Origin of the sequence: Parafrankia soli, from assembly GCF_001854695.1 — a bacterium.
GTDB lineage: Bacteria > Actinomycetota > Actinomycetes > Frankiales > Frankiaceae > Parafrankia > Parafrankia soli.
The window spans coordinates 71708-87572 of sequence record NZ_MAXA01000214.1 but is presented as its reverse complement, the minus strand read 5'-3'; the positions used below and the strand labels follow the sequence as shown (position 1 = coordinate 87572).

Genomic DNA, 15865 nt, shown 5'->3' with positions numbered 1-15865 from the left:
GGTACCTGTAGGCCCGCTTCACAACCCGACTCCCCACGACCGGCAGAATACATCATTCGACTGTCACCCTGACGGCGGAGTCGACGCGCTAACCCCGCCCTGAAGGACGGGGCCTGCACGCTACGTTTCATGGGTCACGTGTTCCTCTTCGCGTCTGTGTGGTGTCCGGGTGGCCCGGCCGCGGCCCGCGGCCGCCGTCTGGTGGTCGGCCCCAGGCTGTTTCGCATGCGATCCCACGGCGATCCGTACAAGAGGGATTCCTACCGTTGCGCTGGGAACCCGTCACATCTGGGTCGGCCGAGCGGGCCGACTCCGGCGGTGCCGCGGCTGGCACGGCTGTACCGGCGCGGTGGGCGTCGCCGCGCCGCGCCGCGGTCGTGGTGGTCCGGCTGTGCCCTGTCGCCAAGCTGACAGGCCGTGTGTTGCCCGCGAACTCGGCACCGATGTTCACCCGGCGTGTTTGTCTGATCGTCCGTAGAGGGAGGGTGTCACCATGACCGTCGCACGATCGTTCTCAGTGGGCCGGGCGGGGCTCGTGGCCGTTCTGATCGCCGGCACGTTCGCGATCACCGGCCAGACGGCGGCCCGAGCAGGTGGCACCCCGGGGGCCGAGTGCCCAAGCGGGCAGGAGTTCGAGGTCGCCGTCACCGGCGACGAACCGGACCCCGGCCCGCCGGTGCGGCTCGAGGCCGGCTACTACGCGCACACCGCGTCCTTCTGGCCGCCCCGGTCCGCGGTGCTGTGCCGCACGGAGTCGGGCACGGACCAGCCGTCCGCCCAGGTCACCGATACCCCAGGCCTGACATGCCCGTCCGGTGCCTCCGAGCTGGTGGTCCCTGACGTGATCCCGACCGACATCGAGACGCCCGTCATCGCGGATTCCGGGGCGTTGCTGCCCGCCGGTTGGTACTCGCTCCCGTCGCTGGATCCCGAGTCGGCACCGGCCAGCACCCAGCCCACCGATCTGCCTGACCAGGCTGGTCCGGCTGGTCCGGCTGGTCCGGTCACTCCTGTGGACCAGCCCGGCCCCGGCCAGACCGCGCTCACCAGTCCCGGTGCCGCCGGCCCCGAGAGCACCAGCCCCGCGACCGGGGGCGGCGTGACCGAGGCCGGCGCGTTCACCGGCGGCGGCACCGCGCCGGATGGGGACGGCGCCGGCACGGTCGTCTGGACCACCCTGTGCTGGTCCCAGACCGATCCCGGCGCCCCGGCCGCCTGAGCCCACCTGCGCCGCGGGCCGTGGGCCGCGAACTCCCAGGGCGGCAGCCGGGCCCCAACGACGACGAGGGCCGTCCCGATCGATCGGGACGGCCCTCGTGTTCACGGCGGCTCGGCGAGGCGAGCGCCTGTGCTCAGTAGCGGTAGTGGTCCGGCTTGTACGGGCCCTCCACCGGCACGCCGATGTAGTCGGCCTGCTGCTTCGTCAGCGTTGTGAGCTTGACGCCCAGGGCGTCCAGGTGCAGCCGGGCGACCTTCTCGTCCAGGTGCTTGGGCAGCGTGTAGACGCCGACCGGGTACTGCTCGGTCTTGGTGAACAGCTCGATCTGGGCGATCACCTGGTTGGTGAAGCTGTTCGACATCACGAAGCTCGGGTGGCCGGTGGCGCAGCCGAGGTTCATCAGCCGGCCCTCGGCCAGCACGATGATCGAGTGCCCGTCCGGGAACACCCACTCGTCGACCTGCGGCTTGATGTTGATCTTCTCGATGCCGGGAGTCTTCGTGAGGCCGGCCATATCGATCTCGTTGTCGAAGTGCCCGATGTTCGACACGATCGCCTGGTGCTTCATCGCGGCCATGTGCGCGGCCGTGATGATGTCGTAGTTGCCGGTGGTCGTCACGAAGATGTCGGCGGTCGAGACGACGTCCTCGAGCGTGGCGACCTGGAAGCCGTCCATAGCGGCCTGCAGCGCGCAGATCGGGTCGATCTCGGTGACGATGACGCGGGCGCCCTGGCCGCGCAGCGCGTCCGCGCAGCCCTTGCCGACGTCGCCGTAGCCGGCGACGACCGCGACCTTGCCGCCGATGAGCACGTCGGTCGCCCGGTTCAGCCCGTCGATGACGGAGTGGCGGCAGCCGTACTTGTTGTCGAACTTCGACTTGGTGACCGAGTCGTTCACGTTGATGGCGGGGAAGGCGAGCGTGCCGGCCTTCGCCATCTCGTACAGCCGGTGCACGCCGGTGGTGGTCTCCTCGGTGACACCCTTGACCGACGTCGCGGTCGTCGTCCACCGGCCGGGCTTCTCGGAGATCGTGCGGCGCAGCGTCTCCAGGATGATCGCGTACTCCTCGGAGTCCGAGGCGTCGGTCGCCGGGACGGCGCCGGCCTTCTCGAACTCGGCGCCCTTGTGGACGAGCAGGGTGGCGTCACCGCCGTCGTCGAGGATCATGTTCGGCGCGCCGCCGTCCGGCCAGGACAGCGCCTGGTCGGTGCACCACCAGTACTCATCGAGGGTCTCGCCCTTCCAGGCGAAGACCGGCACGCCCTTCGGGTCGTCCTTGGAGCCGTTCGGCCCGACGACCACCGCGGCCGCGGCGTGGTCCTGCGTGGAGAAGATGTTGCAGGACACCCACCGGACGTCCGCGCCGAGGGCGGCGAGCGTCTCGATCAGGACCGCGGTCTGGATCGTCATGTGCAGGGAGCCCATGATCCGGGCGCCCTTGAGTGGCTGGCTGGCCGCGTACTCGGCGCGGGTGGCCATCAGCCCGGGCATCTCGTGCTCGGCAAGCCGGATCTCCTTGCGGCCGAACTCGGCCAGCGCGAGATCCGCGACCTTGAAGTCGAAAGTCATGCCCTCTCCTCATTGCGCTCGGTGGCTGCCGAGCCTGTACGGCGGTGTCACGTTCCGCTTCCGGGCTGCCGGCATGGCGGACAGCCGTCCGCCGCGACAGCGCGAGTCAGTCGAGCGTGCCACAGGGGTGCCGAACGACGAAGACCCGGTCCGGCCGCGTCACACCGGACCGGGTCCGTCGGCCCGTCCGGTAAGGGCGGAGCCGACCGCGCCGTCAGCTCTCGGGGGTGGGCCCGGCCGAGCCCCCCGCGGCGGGCGGGGTCGCGCTCCCGGCGGGCGGTGCCGAGGTGCCGTCCGACCCGGCCGGCCCGGTGCCGGCGGTCGCCGGGGTGGGCAGCGGGATCGCGCCGGCCGCGAGCCGCGGGCCGCGGTAGACCCAGCCGCGCTCGTCCGCCCACAGCAGCAGTGGCGGCAGCACGACGAGCGCGGAGAGCAGGGCGACGCCCACGTTCAGGGCCACCACCAGGCCGAAGTCGCGCAGTAGCGGCAACGAGCTGAACGCCAGGACCACGATCCCGATCACCGCGGCGAGCGCGGACACCATGAAGGCACGCCCGGTGCGGGCCGCCGCCTCCTCGATGGCGGCCAGCGGGTCGCGCCCGCGGCGGCGCTCCTCGATGTGCCGCATGACGATCAGTGTCGTGAACTCCGTGCACAGCGCGATCACGAGTGGCCCGCCGACCGCCGTCAGCGGGCTGAGGTCGAAGCCGGCGAGCCAGGAGACGATCGCGGTGAGCCCCACCGCGATCAGCACGGGTATCACCGACACCACCGCGCGGACGATGTTCCGGTGCCACAGCAGCAGGATCAGGAACACGCCGATGAGCGCGAAGTACGTCAGCTCGACGCGGTTCTTCTCGAAGTTCTCCAGCAGGCCGGTGCCGACGACGGCCAGGCCGGACGGCGTCGCGCGGATCCCCTCGGGCGGGCTGACCGTCGCCCGGATGTCGTCGACGACGACCGCGCGTTCCTCCAGCGCGCCCGGCCCGGTCCGGAAGATCAGGTTGAGTGCCTTGCCGTCCAGGTTGACCGTGCTCTTCTGGATCGCTTCCGGCGTGACCCGGTAGGCCCGCTCGATGTCCGCGCCGGTCGGGGCGAGGAGCGTGGTGTCGGGCACCTCCATGAGAAAGCTGATCGTCGTCACCAGGCTGGACGCCGTCAGCAGTTTCTGGGGGTGCTCCTTGAGCTGCTGGTAGGTGAAGTCGTGGACGAACTTCACCGTCCTGTCGTCGAAGACGTCACCGGACTGGATGTAGACGCCCAGCTCGCTGCTGGACCCCGTCTGCGCCTTGAGGTCCTGGATGTCGTGCACGACCTGGGAGTCCTGGCTCACCCACTTCTCCGGGTCGGTCTGGACCTTCAGGTCGCCCTCGACGACCAGCCCACCGGCGAAGATCGCGGCCGCGAGCACGACGAGTGGGATGGYGGTCACTCGAGGTAGCGAGCCGAGTGCGACCACCGCGCGTCCGAGCGGGCCTCGTGAGTAGTCCTTCGGCGCGGTGGGGGAGCGGCGCTCCCGGAACCCGAGCGAGGCGGCGCTCAGCAGCACGGTCGCGACGACGATGACCGGCAGGCCGATCGCGAGCAGGACGCCGAAGTCGCGGATCATCGGCACCTTGCTGAACTCCAGCGCGAGGAACGCGACGATTCCGGCGACGGTGGCCACCGCCAGGGCCGGCATCAGCCGGGCCAGCGCCTCGGCGACGGGATCGCGGGCCCGGTCGAGCTGTGCCTCCTCCTCGACCCTGCTGTGCAGCTGGACCGCGAAGTCGATGCCGACGCCGAGCAGGACGGGCATGCCGGCGATGGTCACCACCGACAGTGGCACGCCCAGATAGCCCGCGAGCCCGAACGCCCAGACGAGGCCGACCGCCACCACCCCCAGCGGGAGCAGCCGCCAACGCACGGCGAAGGCGACCAGCAGCAGCCCGGCCATGATGACCAGCGAGATGGCGCCGAGCGTGAGGAAGCCGCCGCGCAGGTAGTCGTTGATGTCACGGAGCAGCACGGCGGCGCCGGTCGTCATGACGTCGGCGTTGTCGAAGGTCAGGTCCCGCACCGCGGCCTCGGTGGCGGACGCTCCGCGGCCCTCTTCCTTGATGGACGCGTTCCCCTTCAACCGGACGATCATCTGCGCCGTCCGGTCGGTCGGGAAGAACGACTCGAGCGACTTGCGGACGGCACCGGTGTTGTCGTGCAGCAGGAAGTCCGCCCAGTCGGGATCGTCGAAGTCACGCCGATCCGCGGGTATCGCGTTGATTCGTTCCAGGGTGCGCAGCGAGTCGGCAAGCCGCCGCTTCGCGGAGTCCGGATTCGGATCGCGGCTCTGGGCGTCGAGCAGGATCTGGCCCGCCGGGCTGCTGATCGGATTCCCGTCCGGGCTGGTGACCAGGTTCGCGGTGAACTGCAGCGCGGTGAGCGGGGTGATCACGCTCTCGATGCGCGGGTCCTTCTCCAGCCGCGCGGAGAGATCGCGGAACTTCTTGACATTGCCGGTGGTGAAGAGGTCGACGAGATCCGCGCCAGGCTTCGTGGTGAACAGGACGATCATCGCCTGGYCGCCGAAGAGGTTCTGGTAGGCGACGTTGTCCTTGGCGACCTGCGAGTCGGAATTGAGATAGTTGTCCTGGCCGGTGGTGAACTCCAGCTTGGTCAGGCCGAGACCGAGCACCGCGGTGATGATCAAGGCCACCACGGCCACCACGCCCGTCCGGCGGCCGACCGTGCGTCCGAGGCCCGACCAGAATCGCGCCGACCCACCAGATGGGGCGGACGGGTCGGACGGCGCTGGCGAGCTTGGCATCAGGCTGCTCCGGGGATCGAAGATGTTCGCGGGGGGCCTGTGAGGTCCGTCCGTGAACGGTTTCCAAGGTGTATAGCGCACGTCACATCTGCATGCCGACCCCTTGCGCGGGAGGAAATCATCCCGAGGCCGGCATACGGCCTCGGACGRTTCCGCTCACCACCGACCAGTTGATGCTGGTAGCGGGACTTTGCCCCTGGTAGGAGGAGTCCCGCCGGTACGAGCGGGTGCGCCGGGTTCGGATCGGCACTGCACGTGCGGTCTATCGATCTCCGGAAAAACGGGTGTCCGGACGAGCGTGTGTGGGCGCTCAGGAAGTGTGCGGAGCGTCCGTCACGTCCGGGCGAGGTGCCCGGACGCCCGGCGGACCGGGCGACGGGCGCCTTCGGTTGCTGTCAGGTGCTGTCAGGTGCTGTCAGGTCCTCGCGTGCTCCCGCGCCGGCCGCAGCTCGATCGTGGAATCGGCACCCGGGAAGAACAGGCCCTCATGGCCGTCATCCCAGCGGACCAGGTACGGAGGGCCACCGGCGACGCCGCGGACTTCGGTGATCACCCCATGGCGCTCAGGGGACCCGACCGTCCGGCCGTGGACGACGAAGCGGTCCCCGACGGATGCGTACATGATGTGTCTCCCTTCGGCCATTGGTGCGCAACGCCGCCGACCGAGGCGACGCGCATCGCTGCACGCCCGCCACGGCTGTCCGGCGGGCTCCTCCGGCGCGGCCGGCCCGGGGCGCGAGCGCCGGCGCCGCCCCGGTGGAGCGGTAGTTCCGGAGTAACACGGTTCGCGGCCACGGGCAGCTTGGAGGGGGCGGAACGCCGCGAAGGTCCGTTTCATCAATTTTGCGCGGGGGGGCGGGACGTCGGGTGGTGCCGCGGCGGCCGCGGCGGCCGCGGCCGTGAGCTGACTATGTGATTTCAGCTATAGTCGTCGGCTCCGACGTCCCGGTGTGCGCCATGTCTCGCCCTGACGTGCACGGTGGGTCCAGTCCGGACACTTCGCCCACGGACCACCGAATCCGCATGTTGTTGGCATGCCGGTGCCCAAGCCGGGCACAAGTGTGGCTGACAGGTGTCGGGCATCTGACACGACGGTGGGTGAAAGTGCCCGATGTGATGGAAATAGCCGAGGGTTGTTCGCCGTTGGTTTATCTCACTGTCACCCGTCGTGGCGACCGGCGTGTCGCATGCGTGCCGGGCTGATGGCGGACCGCAGCGAGCGTGGCGACTGAGGGTCAGTGCGTGGCCGTCTCCGGGGGATGAGTGCGGGGTCACACTTCCCAGGAGCTTGCTCTACTTACCGATCGGCCGGTAGGAACGTGAGGTTAACGGGGCATGTCGGCGGGAGGGCGTGAGATGCACCGGGGCGGCTCATGGTGAGCATTCCGTTTCCTTCGCACGGGCGGGCCGGGTCCGCGACCGGGTCTGTCACGGTCGGCTCGGGGAGCGCCGGGTGGCGGGCGACCCGCACCGGTCGCGTGGCGGCCACGACGCTCTTCTTCGCCGGCCAGGTGCTGCTGCTCGCCGCGCTCTACATGATCTATCGCATGGGGCGGCAGATGGCCGTCGGCCGGGAGCCCGAGGCGCTGGCCAACGCGCGGGACGTCTGGAGCCTGGAACGCCTGCTCGACCTGCCCAACGAGTCCGCGGTCCAGCAGCTCGCGCTGCACTCCACGGAGCTGCTGGAGCTGGCGAACCGCTTCTACGTCGGGGTCCACTTCCCGGCGTCGATCACGTTCCTGCTGTGGGTGATGATCCGCCACCGGGACTACTGGCCCCGGGTGCGCACGGTGATCCTCGTGTCGACCGGCGCCGCGCTCATGATCCACATTCTGTACCCGCTGGCGCCGCCCCGGTTCCTGCCGCAGGAACTGCCGCACGTCACCCTCGTCGACACCGGCGCGGTCTTCGGGCCGTCCCCGTACACCGCCGGTGACGCGGTGGCCAACCAGTACGCGGCCATGCCGAGCCTGCACGTCGGCTGGTCGATCCTGGTCGCCTGGGGAGTGGTGCGCATCCTGCGCTCACGCGCGCGGTGGCTCATCATCGCGCACCCGGTGATCACAACCGTCGTCGTCGTGATCACCGCGAACCACTACTGGCTGGACGGCGTGATCGGCGGCAGCCTGGTGGCCACGGCGGTTCAGCTCACCCGGCTCGAGGCGCACGCCCGGATGCGACTGTGGACCATCGCCGCCGGCCAGCGGCTGTGGGGACGGGCGGGTGAGGCCACCGCGTCGCTTGCCGGCTCGCCGTCCGGAGCCCTCGGTGGCGTGGGTGTCGGCGCGGGTGTCGGGAACACGACTGATACGGATCCGCGGACTGGAACAGACCACGGGACGGGTATGGACCACCCGGTGGGCGTGCCCTCCTCCGTGGTCCTCACGGCGGTGCTTCCTGCCGCGCGCGGCGGGCCTCCCCGCGCTGACCTGCCCGCACAGCGTCCGTTCCCACCGGGCCCGCTCCCATCGGGCGGCACCGAGCCGGAGGACCGTCCGCACACGGCGGCGCGGGCCGACGTCGCCGCGGTGGAATCCGCCGACGGCGAGAGCGGCTGACCGCCGCCGATCGTCCGCGGTCACTCCTGCCGATGCCTCGGTCGGACAGCCGTTCCCGGCACTAGGCTCGGCGGATGGCGGTGGATGATCTCGCGGGGTCACGCCCGGTGCGCGACGAGGACGCGTTCGACGTACCCGCGGTGGACGGCTGGCTTCGGCGCCGGCTGCAGGAGCGGGCCGCGGTCGGCGCGGCCGAGATGGGGGTCGCGACCGGCGCGGGGGTGCTGACCGAGCGCCCGCCCGTCGCCCGTTCCATCCCGCCGCCGGGCCGCCCGCAGGTCCGGCAGTTCTCCGGCGGCGCGTCCAATCTGACCTACCTCCTGCGCTACGAGGACCGCGACCTCGTCCTGCGGCGGCCGCCGCACGGGCGGAAGGCGTCCGGCGCACACGACATGGCGCGGGAGTACCGGGTGCAGGCCCGGCTGCGCCCGGCGTTCCGGTACGTCCCGCGGATGGTCGCCTTCTGCGACGACCCCACGGTGATCGGCTCGGAGTTCTACATCATGGAGCGGGTGCCCGGCGTCATCCCGCGCTCGGAGTTCCCGCGCTCACTCACCTTCGACCCGGAGCGGACGCGCCGTCTCGCCTTCCACGTCGTGGATCTCCTGGTCGCCCTGCATGACATCGACCCGGTCGCCCACGGGCTGTCCGACCTGGGACGCGGTGCCGGGTATGTCGATCGGCAGCTGACCGGCTGGGCCCGGCGCTACCGGGAGGCCCGCACGCCGAACGTGCCCTCCTTCGAGGTCGTCGTGCGCTGGCTCATGGAGTACGCCCCCGAGGACGTCGCGACGTGCGTCATCCACAACGACTTCCGCATCGACAACGTGGTCTTCGACGTGGCCCGTATCGACGACGACGGCCTCCCCCGAATCAGTGGCGTCCTCGACTGGGAGATGGCCACCCTCGGCGATCCGCTGATGGACCTCGGGGGTGCCCTCGCGTACTGGGTGCAGGCTGACGACGACGACCTCTTCCGGCTCACCCGGCGCCAGCCGACCCACAGCCCGGGCATGCCCACCCGGGCGGAGATCGTCGAGTACTACGCGGCACGGCGCGGGCTGGACGTCGGCAGATGGCCCTTCTACCAGGTGTTCGGGCTGTTCCGGCTGGCTGTCATCGCGCAGCAGATCTACTTCCGCTACCACCACGGCCAGACGACCAACCCGGCGTTCCGCGAGTACTGGCAGGTCGTCACACACCTCGAGAAGCGGTGCCTGCGCGTGATGGCGGCGGCCGGCCTCTAGCGCCGCCCTCGACCTGCGGCCGCTGCTCTGACTGGCGGAACTGTCTGTTGTCCTCTACCGACGCGCTGGTCCACCGCGGGTGGAACGCGGATACCGTTGATCATCACGTTTCGTGTCACAGATGTGGTCGGAGTGTGACTATTGTCGATCAAGGGGCAGCGGATCGAAGGGCAGTGGATCGAAGGGCAGTGGGCCGAAAGGGCTCCGGTCGCCGCCGCGGCGGCGGTGCTGCGCCGGGTCGCGGTGGAGAGCTCGTCGTTGCTTGCGCCGGTGATCGTCCTGGACGACGACAAGACCTGGCGGTCACCCTGGCAGCGCCGCTGCCATGGCCGCATCGACGAGTGGACGTCCGCGCTCGCGGCCGGCGCCCGTGCGGCGCGGGAGCAGGCGGTGCGTCTGGAGTTCCTTGCGGCTCGGGGCGCCTGGGGGGCCGTGACGCTCGGGCCGGCGGCGGTGAGCGCCCCGCGCTCGCCCGTCTCTCATCCGGCCGTCGTGGGCGTTGCCTTCTCTCCGGAGCGGCTCGCGGAGCTGGCCCGCCGGCTCCGGCGTGCCGCGGACGACGCGGCCCGGCTCGCGGCCGAGGTCAGGCGCGTGGCGCACGCCCTGCCCGGTGACATGGGTGGTGCCCTGGCGGCGGAGGGGTGCTGTCGGGGCCTAGACCGGGTGGCGGCCGAGGCACCCGACATGGCCGGCGCCATCGACGGCAGACTGGCCTACGCCGCGTCTGGCGCGTCTGGCGCGTCTGCCGGGTTCGGCGGGTCCGGCGGGTTTGCGACATCCGCTCCGGCCGTGGAGCGGGCGCCGGGTCCCGAGATGCAGCACGCCGCCCGGCTCACCGAACCGCGGTCGGCGGGCGCGGACACAGCGCGCACCGTGGCCGAGCTGACCGCGTCGATCGGCGCGGACCCGTTCCGCCTCGATCCGCGTGAGCTGAGCGAGCTGTCCACCCGGCTGGGCCGACTCGGCCCGGCCGAGCTGCGGGCGGTCATCGGCGGGCTGCGGGGGCGCCCGCTGGAGGTGCTCGCCGCCGCGGTCCGTATCGCGCCGACCCGGGTGGAGCTGCGCACGCTGGGCCTCCTGCCGGCCGTCCTCTCCCTTGGCGACCTGCTCCTGCGCGGGGCGCCGGCGTCGATGGTGGCCGAGATCGCGCGGCTGTTCCCCGGCCTCGAACCGTCCATGGGCGGGCGGTATCGGCCGTGGGCGTACACCGCGGGGCATCCGCCGTCCACCGGCGACCTGACGATGCGCGACCACGGTCGCGATCCGGTCTGGGCGAGCGGTGTCACCCCGTCGGACGTCGGCCAGGGCGCGGTGGGGGACTGCTACCTCCTGGCCGCGCTCATCGGTATCGCGCAGGCCGATCCGGGGCTGCTGCGCCGCAATCTGCGGGAGAACCCGAACGGGACGGTCAGCGTCACCGTCCACCTTCCTACCGGYGCGGTCCCGGTCACGGTCACCAGAAGCCTGCCTGCCCGGGCGGGGGCCGGGCAGGAGATCGCCGCGGACGCGGACAACGCCGCGGGCGAGCCGGAGCTCTGGGCCGCGCTCTACGAGAAGGCCTGTGCGCGGATGGCTGGCAGCTACGCGCGTCTTGAGGGCGGTGACCCCGCCACCGCGATGGAGTACCTGACCGGTACAACCGCCGCCCGCCGCCCGCCGTCCGCCGTGGGTGTCGACGAGCTCGCCGCCAGGCTGGCAGCCGGTGGGGTGGTGACCGTCGTGACGCGTTCGGACCTGCCGCCGGGTTGCGGGCTGGTGCCCAACCACGCCTACGCGGTACTGAAGGCGGACGCGCGGACGGGGCAGGTCCTCCTCCGCAACCCGTGGGATCAGACCGGCACCGACAACCGGCTGGACTGGCGCGACTGGGACGGCCTGAAGCCGGCGCTGGCGGGCGTCCAGTGGGCTTCGACCGGCCGCGGTCCGCCGGCTCGATGAGCGACCTTCTCCGGGCGTCAGGCCCGGATGATCGCTACGGGGGCGGCGGAGTGCAGCATCGTCTGGTGGCTGACCGAGCCCAGGAGGAGCTCGGCGAATCCGCCCTTGCCCCGGGCTCCGACGACCAGCAGGTCGGCGTCGTGGCTGGCCTCGAGGAGGGCCCGGGTGGCAGAGGCGGGTACCAGCTGACGGCAGACGTCGATCTCCCCGGAGCCGGGCGCCGGAGCGGCGAGCCGGAGCACGGCGGGCTCCGTACCGCCCGGCTCGGCGGGCTCCCCTGGCTCGCCGCCGGGGATCGGGCCGAGGACCTGTTCGAGGGACTCGTCCAGCACGGCCCGCGCCTGGCCTTCGAGCGCCTGCACGATCTCCCCGGACGTCTCGGCGAGCGGGAGGGGGACCGCGGCGAGCCAACTGTGGATGACATGCAGCGGTGCCCCACGCAGTGCCGCCGTGACCGCGGCCCACCGCAGCGCGGCCAGCGAGTTGGGTGAGCCGTCGACCCCGACGACCACCGGCCGCCGGTGCGGCGGGCCCTGCCCCGGTGCGCTCGTGGGGCTCAGCCGCCCGTCGGCGACCGGCCCGGCACCGGCGAGGCCGTCCGCATCGGGCTCGCCGGCATCCCCCGAACGGGGGAGTCGCGCGACGACCACTGGCACGGGGGAATGGACGGCCACGGACGTACTCACCGATCCGAGCCGCAGGCGGTGCAGGAGCCCGCGCCCGCGCGCTCCGACGACGATCATGGCGGCGTCCCGGCCGGCGGTGAGCAGGGCCTCGGCGCCAGGAGCGTCCACCACCTCCTCGAGGACCTCGAGTCCCGCGGGGATGGGGGCAGCACTGATCGTCTCATGCAGGAGGTGGCTGGCCGCGAAGGCCAAGGTGGCCTCGTCGTGCGGCCCGGCGATCGCGTCGGCGGACCTGCGTACGGCGGCGGGCTGCTCGTCGGCGCAGGACCCGAGGACGGCGCGCACCCGCAGGCCGCGCCGGCCGGCCTCGGCGGCCGCCCAGGTCAACGCCGCCGCGGAGCCGGGGGATCCGTCGATCCCGACCACGATGTCGGCTGCTGTGCCCACCGTAGGGCCGCTGTGCCGCTCGGTCGCCGGCGCGCCGGTTCGTTCCGGGGTCTGGTCCGCCTGCGTGCCGGTCGGGGCGCCGTCGGTCATCGTTGTCCTCCTGCTCGGCGCGATCTGTCCGTCCCGGGTCGCACCTCGGCGACGGCGGCGGGACGTGCCGTCGGAGCGGACCTACCCGGCTCGTCGAGCGGGAACCCGAGCTGTCTGGCGAGCAGATCGTTGTTGCCGGGTGGGGGTGGCGGGCGGCCGGACACCGCTGTGACATCAATCAGTTGTCGCTTTTTTGGGTTGAGCTCGACTCTGATGTGTGCCGATGATTGCGAATAAAGATCCTCAACGTTGTGATTCGCGAGAGGTTTTTGACCTCGGCGCAGCAGAGAAAATTCGATCGAATCATGCGCTGTGGCCGGAGCGTGGCCTCACTGTGCGCAGTCTGGCTCGGAGCCGGCGGGCCCAACCGGKTGGTGCCGATCATTCCGGACTGGCACGGACGATTCCCTCCCCGGCCGGTGTGCGCTCTTTGTATGCTCTGCGTCCGCGCATCGAGGTCACCGCCGATGGTTGGAGCACCCGGTGACTTCGCGGTCACACGACGCGGTGAGGGAGCTGTGTTCTGGACGTGGGTGGGCGGTGGTCGGCCCCGGCGCGTCGCCGCGGGGGGCGGAGTAACGTACGTGAGCGGACGAAGGCCCGCGTATCGTTGTCTCCCCGCCGGGGTTCCGGGTGCTGCCGGAGCGGCCTGGCTCAGATGACAAAGGTGCATTCGACAACCTGCGCGCTCCGGGGGTGAGCGCCGTGCCCCCGGGAGCGCGCACCCTGAGTTCCTGGCTAAATGCCCGATAAAGCGATCGGACAACTACGAGACCGCACAACAACGCGATCTCAGCATCACTGGACGGCCTCCACGACTGATACCAAAGACCATCGAACGCGCCAGTCGGCGGCTGCGTACCCGTGACCGGTCGGTCGCGAGCGGAGGAGCCGCGGGGGCGGCGGCCTCCGGCACCGGGAGACGCCCGCCATCTGAGGGAAGGAGGAACGTGGCTTCCGACACCATGACCCAGTTAGTCATTCCTGGCGCCCTAGTGATGGTCAGTACTCCCGATCGAGGTGTCCCGGTCGCGAGCACGGAGGACTGGAACGACGCTCTCCTGAACGCCAAGTCGGGCGTCACGCCCGCGATGAAGGTCGTCGCCTTCGCGATCTCCAGGCACTGCGCCCCGGCGGACCGGCCGGCGCCGAGCGGTGCCTACGCCACCTCGCTCGGCCTGTCGCTGCTCTGCGAGCAGACGGACTACAGCCGTACCCACGCGCAGCGGCAACTGTCGCGGCTGCGGGCGAACGGCTGGCTCGTGACGATCACCCGGCCCGCGGCCGGCCGGCCGGCGCGGTATCTGCTGAGCGTGCCCGTCGCGGTCGCGCGTGCGGGCGGCTACCGGCTTGCCGGCGAGGACGTCGAGCAGCGGGACACGGAGCTGGTTGGCGCGACCGCCGCGCCGGCCCGCCGCACCCCTGGCCTCGCCGCGGTGACGTCGTCGGATCGCATGCTCACGACCCCCCCGGCACCGGGCGGGCCGTCGGAGCCCGGCCGGGGCTTCGGGTGCCTCGCCTCCGGGACCCTGGAGCGGCCGGCGCTCGTCCGCCGCCGCAAGCGCGCGACGTACAGCGCGGGCGGCCGCGGGGTTGTCCGGGTGCGGCGCAAGCCGCGCACGCTCCCCCCCTCGGCGGTCACGGACGTGATCGTGGCCGCGTCCTCGGTGGCGCCGGTGACCGTGGGAGACACAGCCTCCGCGGCCGGCCCGGAGCAGGTGGACGAGGCGCGCCCGATGGCCGTCGGCGAGACGAGCTACGTGCCGTTCGGTGGCGGCCAGATGGGCTCCGAGGTCGCTGCCGGAACAGCGGGCGGCCCGGTCCGCGCAGTGTCCGACGTCTCGACAGGGGCCGTCGGCGCGGCACAGTCTCCGACGGCACAGTCAGCCTCGTCCGCACAGTCGGCGTCTGCGCCTTCATCGTCTGTACCTTCTGCGACGGCGCAGTCCGCGTCCGCGCAGTCGGCGTCCGCGCAGTCGGCGTCCGCGCAGTCGGCGTCCGCGTCGGCCATCTCGGCATCGGCGGCCTCGGGCCGTTCACTCGGGCCGCGGCCGATCGTCCCCGTGAGCGAGCGGGTAGCCGGTGCGGCCCGGGCGCCGGAGGCCTCCCTCCGCGGGGTCGCGACGAGCGCCGAGCCGCCGATCACACCTGCACCGCCCGTGCCCGTGCCCGCGCCTCAGCCGACGGCGCCCGGGCCGATCGCGCCCGTGTCTCAGCCCCCTGCGCCGACCGCGCCCGCGTCCCAGCCGACGATGCCCGCGCCTCAGCCGCCCGCGCCCGCCCCGGCTACGACTGCGCCGGCTACGACTGCGCCGACCGCCGAGGCACCGTCGCTTGAATCGCAGCCGCAGCCGCAGCCGCAGCCGCAGCCGCAGCCGCGGGCAGCGGCACCGGAGCCGGAGTCGGAACCCGAGCCGGAAGCCGAGCCGGAACCGGTCGAGTCACCTGTCGTGGACGAGATCCGGATGGCAACCCGCCAGGTGATCGAAATCCTCGCGAAGATGCTGCGCCGCCAGGTCGAGGACTTCGCGGAGCTGGACAGGCGGGTCTACGAGGTTCTCTCCGAAGGAGACTGGGCTCCGGTGGAGTTGGCCACCCACCTGGTCAACTTCGTCGCCAACGGTGTCTGGGTGAACGGCGACGATGTGGCCGACAACATCCGGTGGCGGATGGACCGGCTGCCGTTGGGCGTGACCGAGTGTGGCTGCAAGTCCTGCCTGGGCTGGCGGGCCGCCCCGGAGCGTCCGCCGCGACCGGCACCGCCGTCGGCGCCTGGGCCGTCCGCGGCGGGGGCGTCCGCGAGAACGTCCACCCCGGTGCGGGCCGCCGGACCGCCACCGGCCGGTCCGGTCGCGGCGGTCACCACCGCCGCCGCGACGAAGACGGGCTCGGTGCGGCCCGGGCGTTCCCCCGCCGCGAACCCTCCGGCGCCGCCGGCCCGTCCGGCCTCGACCTCGGACGTCGTGGCGAACCAGGCGAGTTCGGCTAAATCGGCTAGTCAGGTGAATCGGGCGGGCCCGGTGGAGCAGTCGCCTGCCGCGCCGCCCCCGCCGCCCCCGCCGCCCCCGCCGCCCCCGCCGCCGGATCTCGCCGCGATCGCCGCGGCGGCGGCCGCCGGAGCGGAGGAGGCCCGACGCAACGAGGAGGCGAAGCGACTCCAGACGGCCGGTATCTCAGCAGCCGGTGACTCGGAGCCTGGTGACTCGGCGGCCGGTGACTCGGAGCCTGGTGACCTGGTGGGCGGTGACTCGATTGTTGAGGGCTCATCGGCCCAGACCCCGCCGGGCACCGCGGGCGTGCAGAACGGTACGAGCCAGGAAGCGGAGCCGCTCACGGAAGATTGAGTAGAGCGCGATGGTCGTCCGTC

The 15865-nt window shown here is 71.9% G+C and carries 9 protein-coding genes; 5 read left to right on the top strand and 4 right to left on the bottom strand.

All coding sequences use genetic code 11. The features are described 5' to 3' along the window. The first annotated feature begins 493 nt into the window (after positions 1-493). A complete protein-coding gene (locus BBK14_RS17960) occupies positions 494-1219 on the top strand; it encodes a hypothetical protein (RefSeq protein WP_071064011.1) in 726 nt (241 codons plus the stop codon). A 133-nt stretch (positions 1220-1352) separates the two neighbouring features. On the opposite strand, the gene ahcY is transcribed toward BBK14_RS17960, so the two are convergent. The 3 genes from ahcY to BBK14_RS17945 all read right to left on the bottom strand — a co-directional run bounded on the left by ahcY (position 1353) and on the right by BBK14_RS17945 (position 6214). Then, positions 1353-2789 carry an adenosylhomocysteinase gene (gene ahcY, locus BBK14_RS17955; protein WP_071064009.1) on the bottom strand — a complete coding sequence of 479 codons (1437 nt, stop codon included), beginning with the start codon at positions 2787-2789 and terminating at the stop codon, positions 1353-1355. A gap of 214 nt (positions 2790-3003) precedes the next feature. Beyond that, positions 3004-5592, bottom strand: coding sequence for an efflux RND transporter permease subunit (locus tag BBK14_RS17950; RefSeq protein ID WP_071064007.1), 2589 nt, complete (start codon positions 5590-5592; stop codon positions 3004-3006). Positions 5593-6007: 415 nt separating this feature from the next. Continuing rightward, a complete protein-coding gene (locus BBK14_RS17945; RefSeq protein WP_071064005.1) occupies positions 6008-6214 on the bottom strand; it encodes a DUF1918 domain-containing protein in 207 nt (68 codons plus the stop codon). A gap of 751 nt (positions 6215-6965) precedes the next feature. Here BBK14_RS17945 and BBK14_RS17940 point away from each other — a divergent pair. From BBK14_RS17940 to BBK14_RS17930, 3 genes are all read left to right on the top strand, one after another. Then, positions 6966-8150 (top strand): phosphatase PAP2 family protein, encoded by a 1185-nt coding sequence (locus BBK14_RS17940; protein ID WP_071064003.1) that lies wholly within the window; start codon positions 6966-6968, stop codon positions 8148-8150. A 74-nt stretch (positions 8151-8224) separates the two neighbouring features. Then, positions 8225-9397, top strand: a complete 1173-nt coding sequence (locus BBK14_RS17935; RefSeq protein ID WP_235013775.1) for a phosphotransferase family protein — start codon at positions 8225-8227, stop codon at positions 9395-9397. Between the two features lie 141 nt (positions 9398-9538). Continuing rightward, positions 9539-11335, top strand: a complete 1797-nt coding sequence (locus tag BBK14_RS17930; protein WP_071064001.1) for a C2 family cysteine protease — start codon at positions 9539-9541, stop codon at positions 11333-11335. 17 nt (positions 11336-11352) lie between these two features. Here the strand turns inward: BBK14_RS17930 and BBK14_RS17925 are convergent, their stop codons facing one another. Next, a complete protein-coding gene (locus BBK14_RS17925; RefSeq protein ID WP_071063999.1) occupies positions 11353-12498 on the bottom strand; it encodes a universal stress protein in 1146 nt (381 codons plus the stop codon). Between the two features lie 950 nt (positions 12499-13448). On the opposite strand from BBK14_RS17925, the gene BBK14_RS17920 reads away from it, so the two are divergent. Beyond that, positions 13449-15842, top strand: coding sequence for a hypothetical protein (locus tag BBK14_RS17920; RefSeq protein WP_071063997.1), 2394 nt, complete (start codon positions 13449-13451; stop codon positions 15840-15842). Positions 15843-15865: the final 23 nt, after the last annotated feature.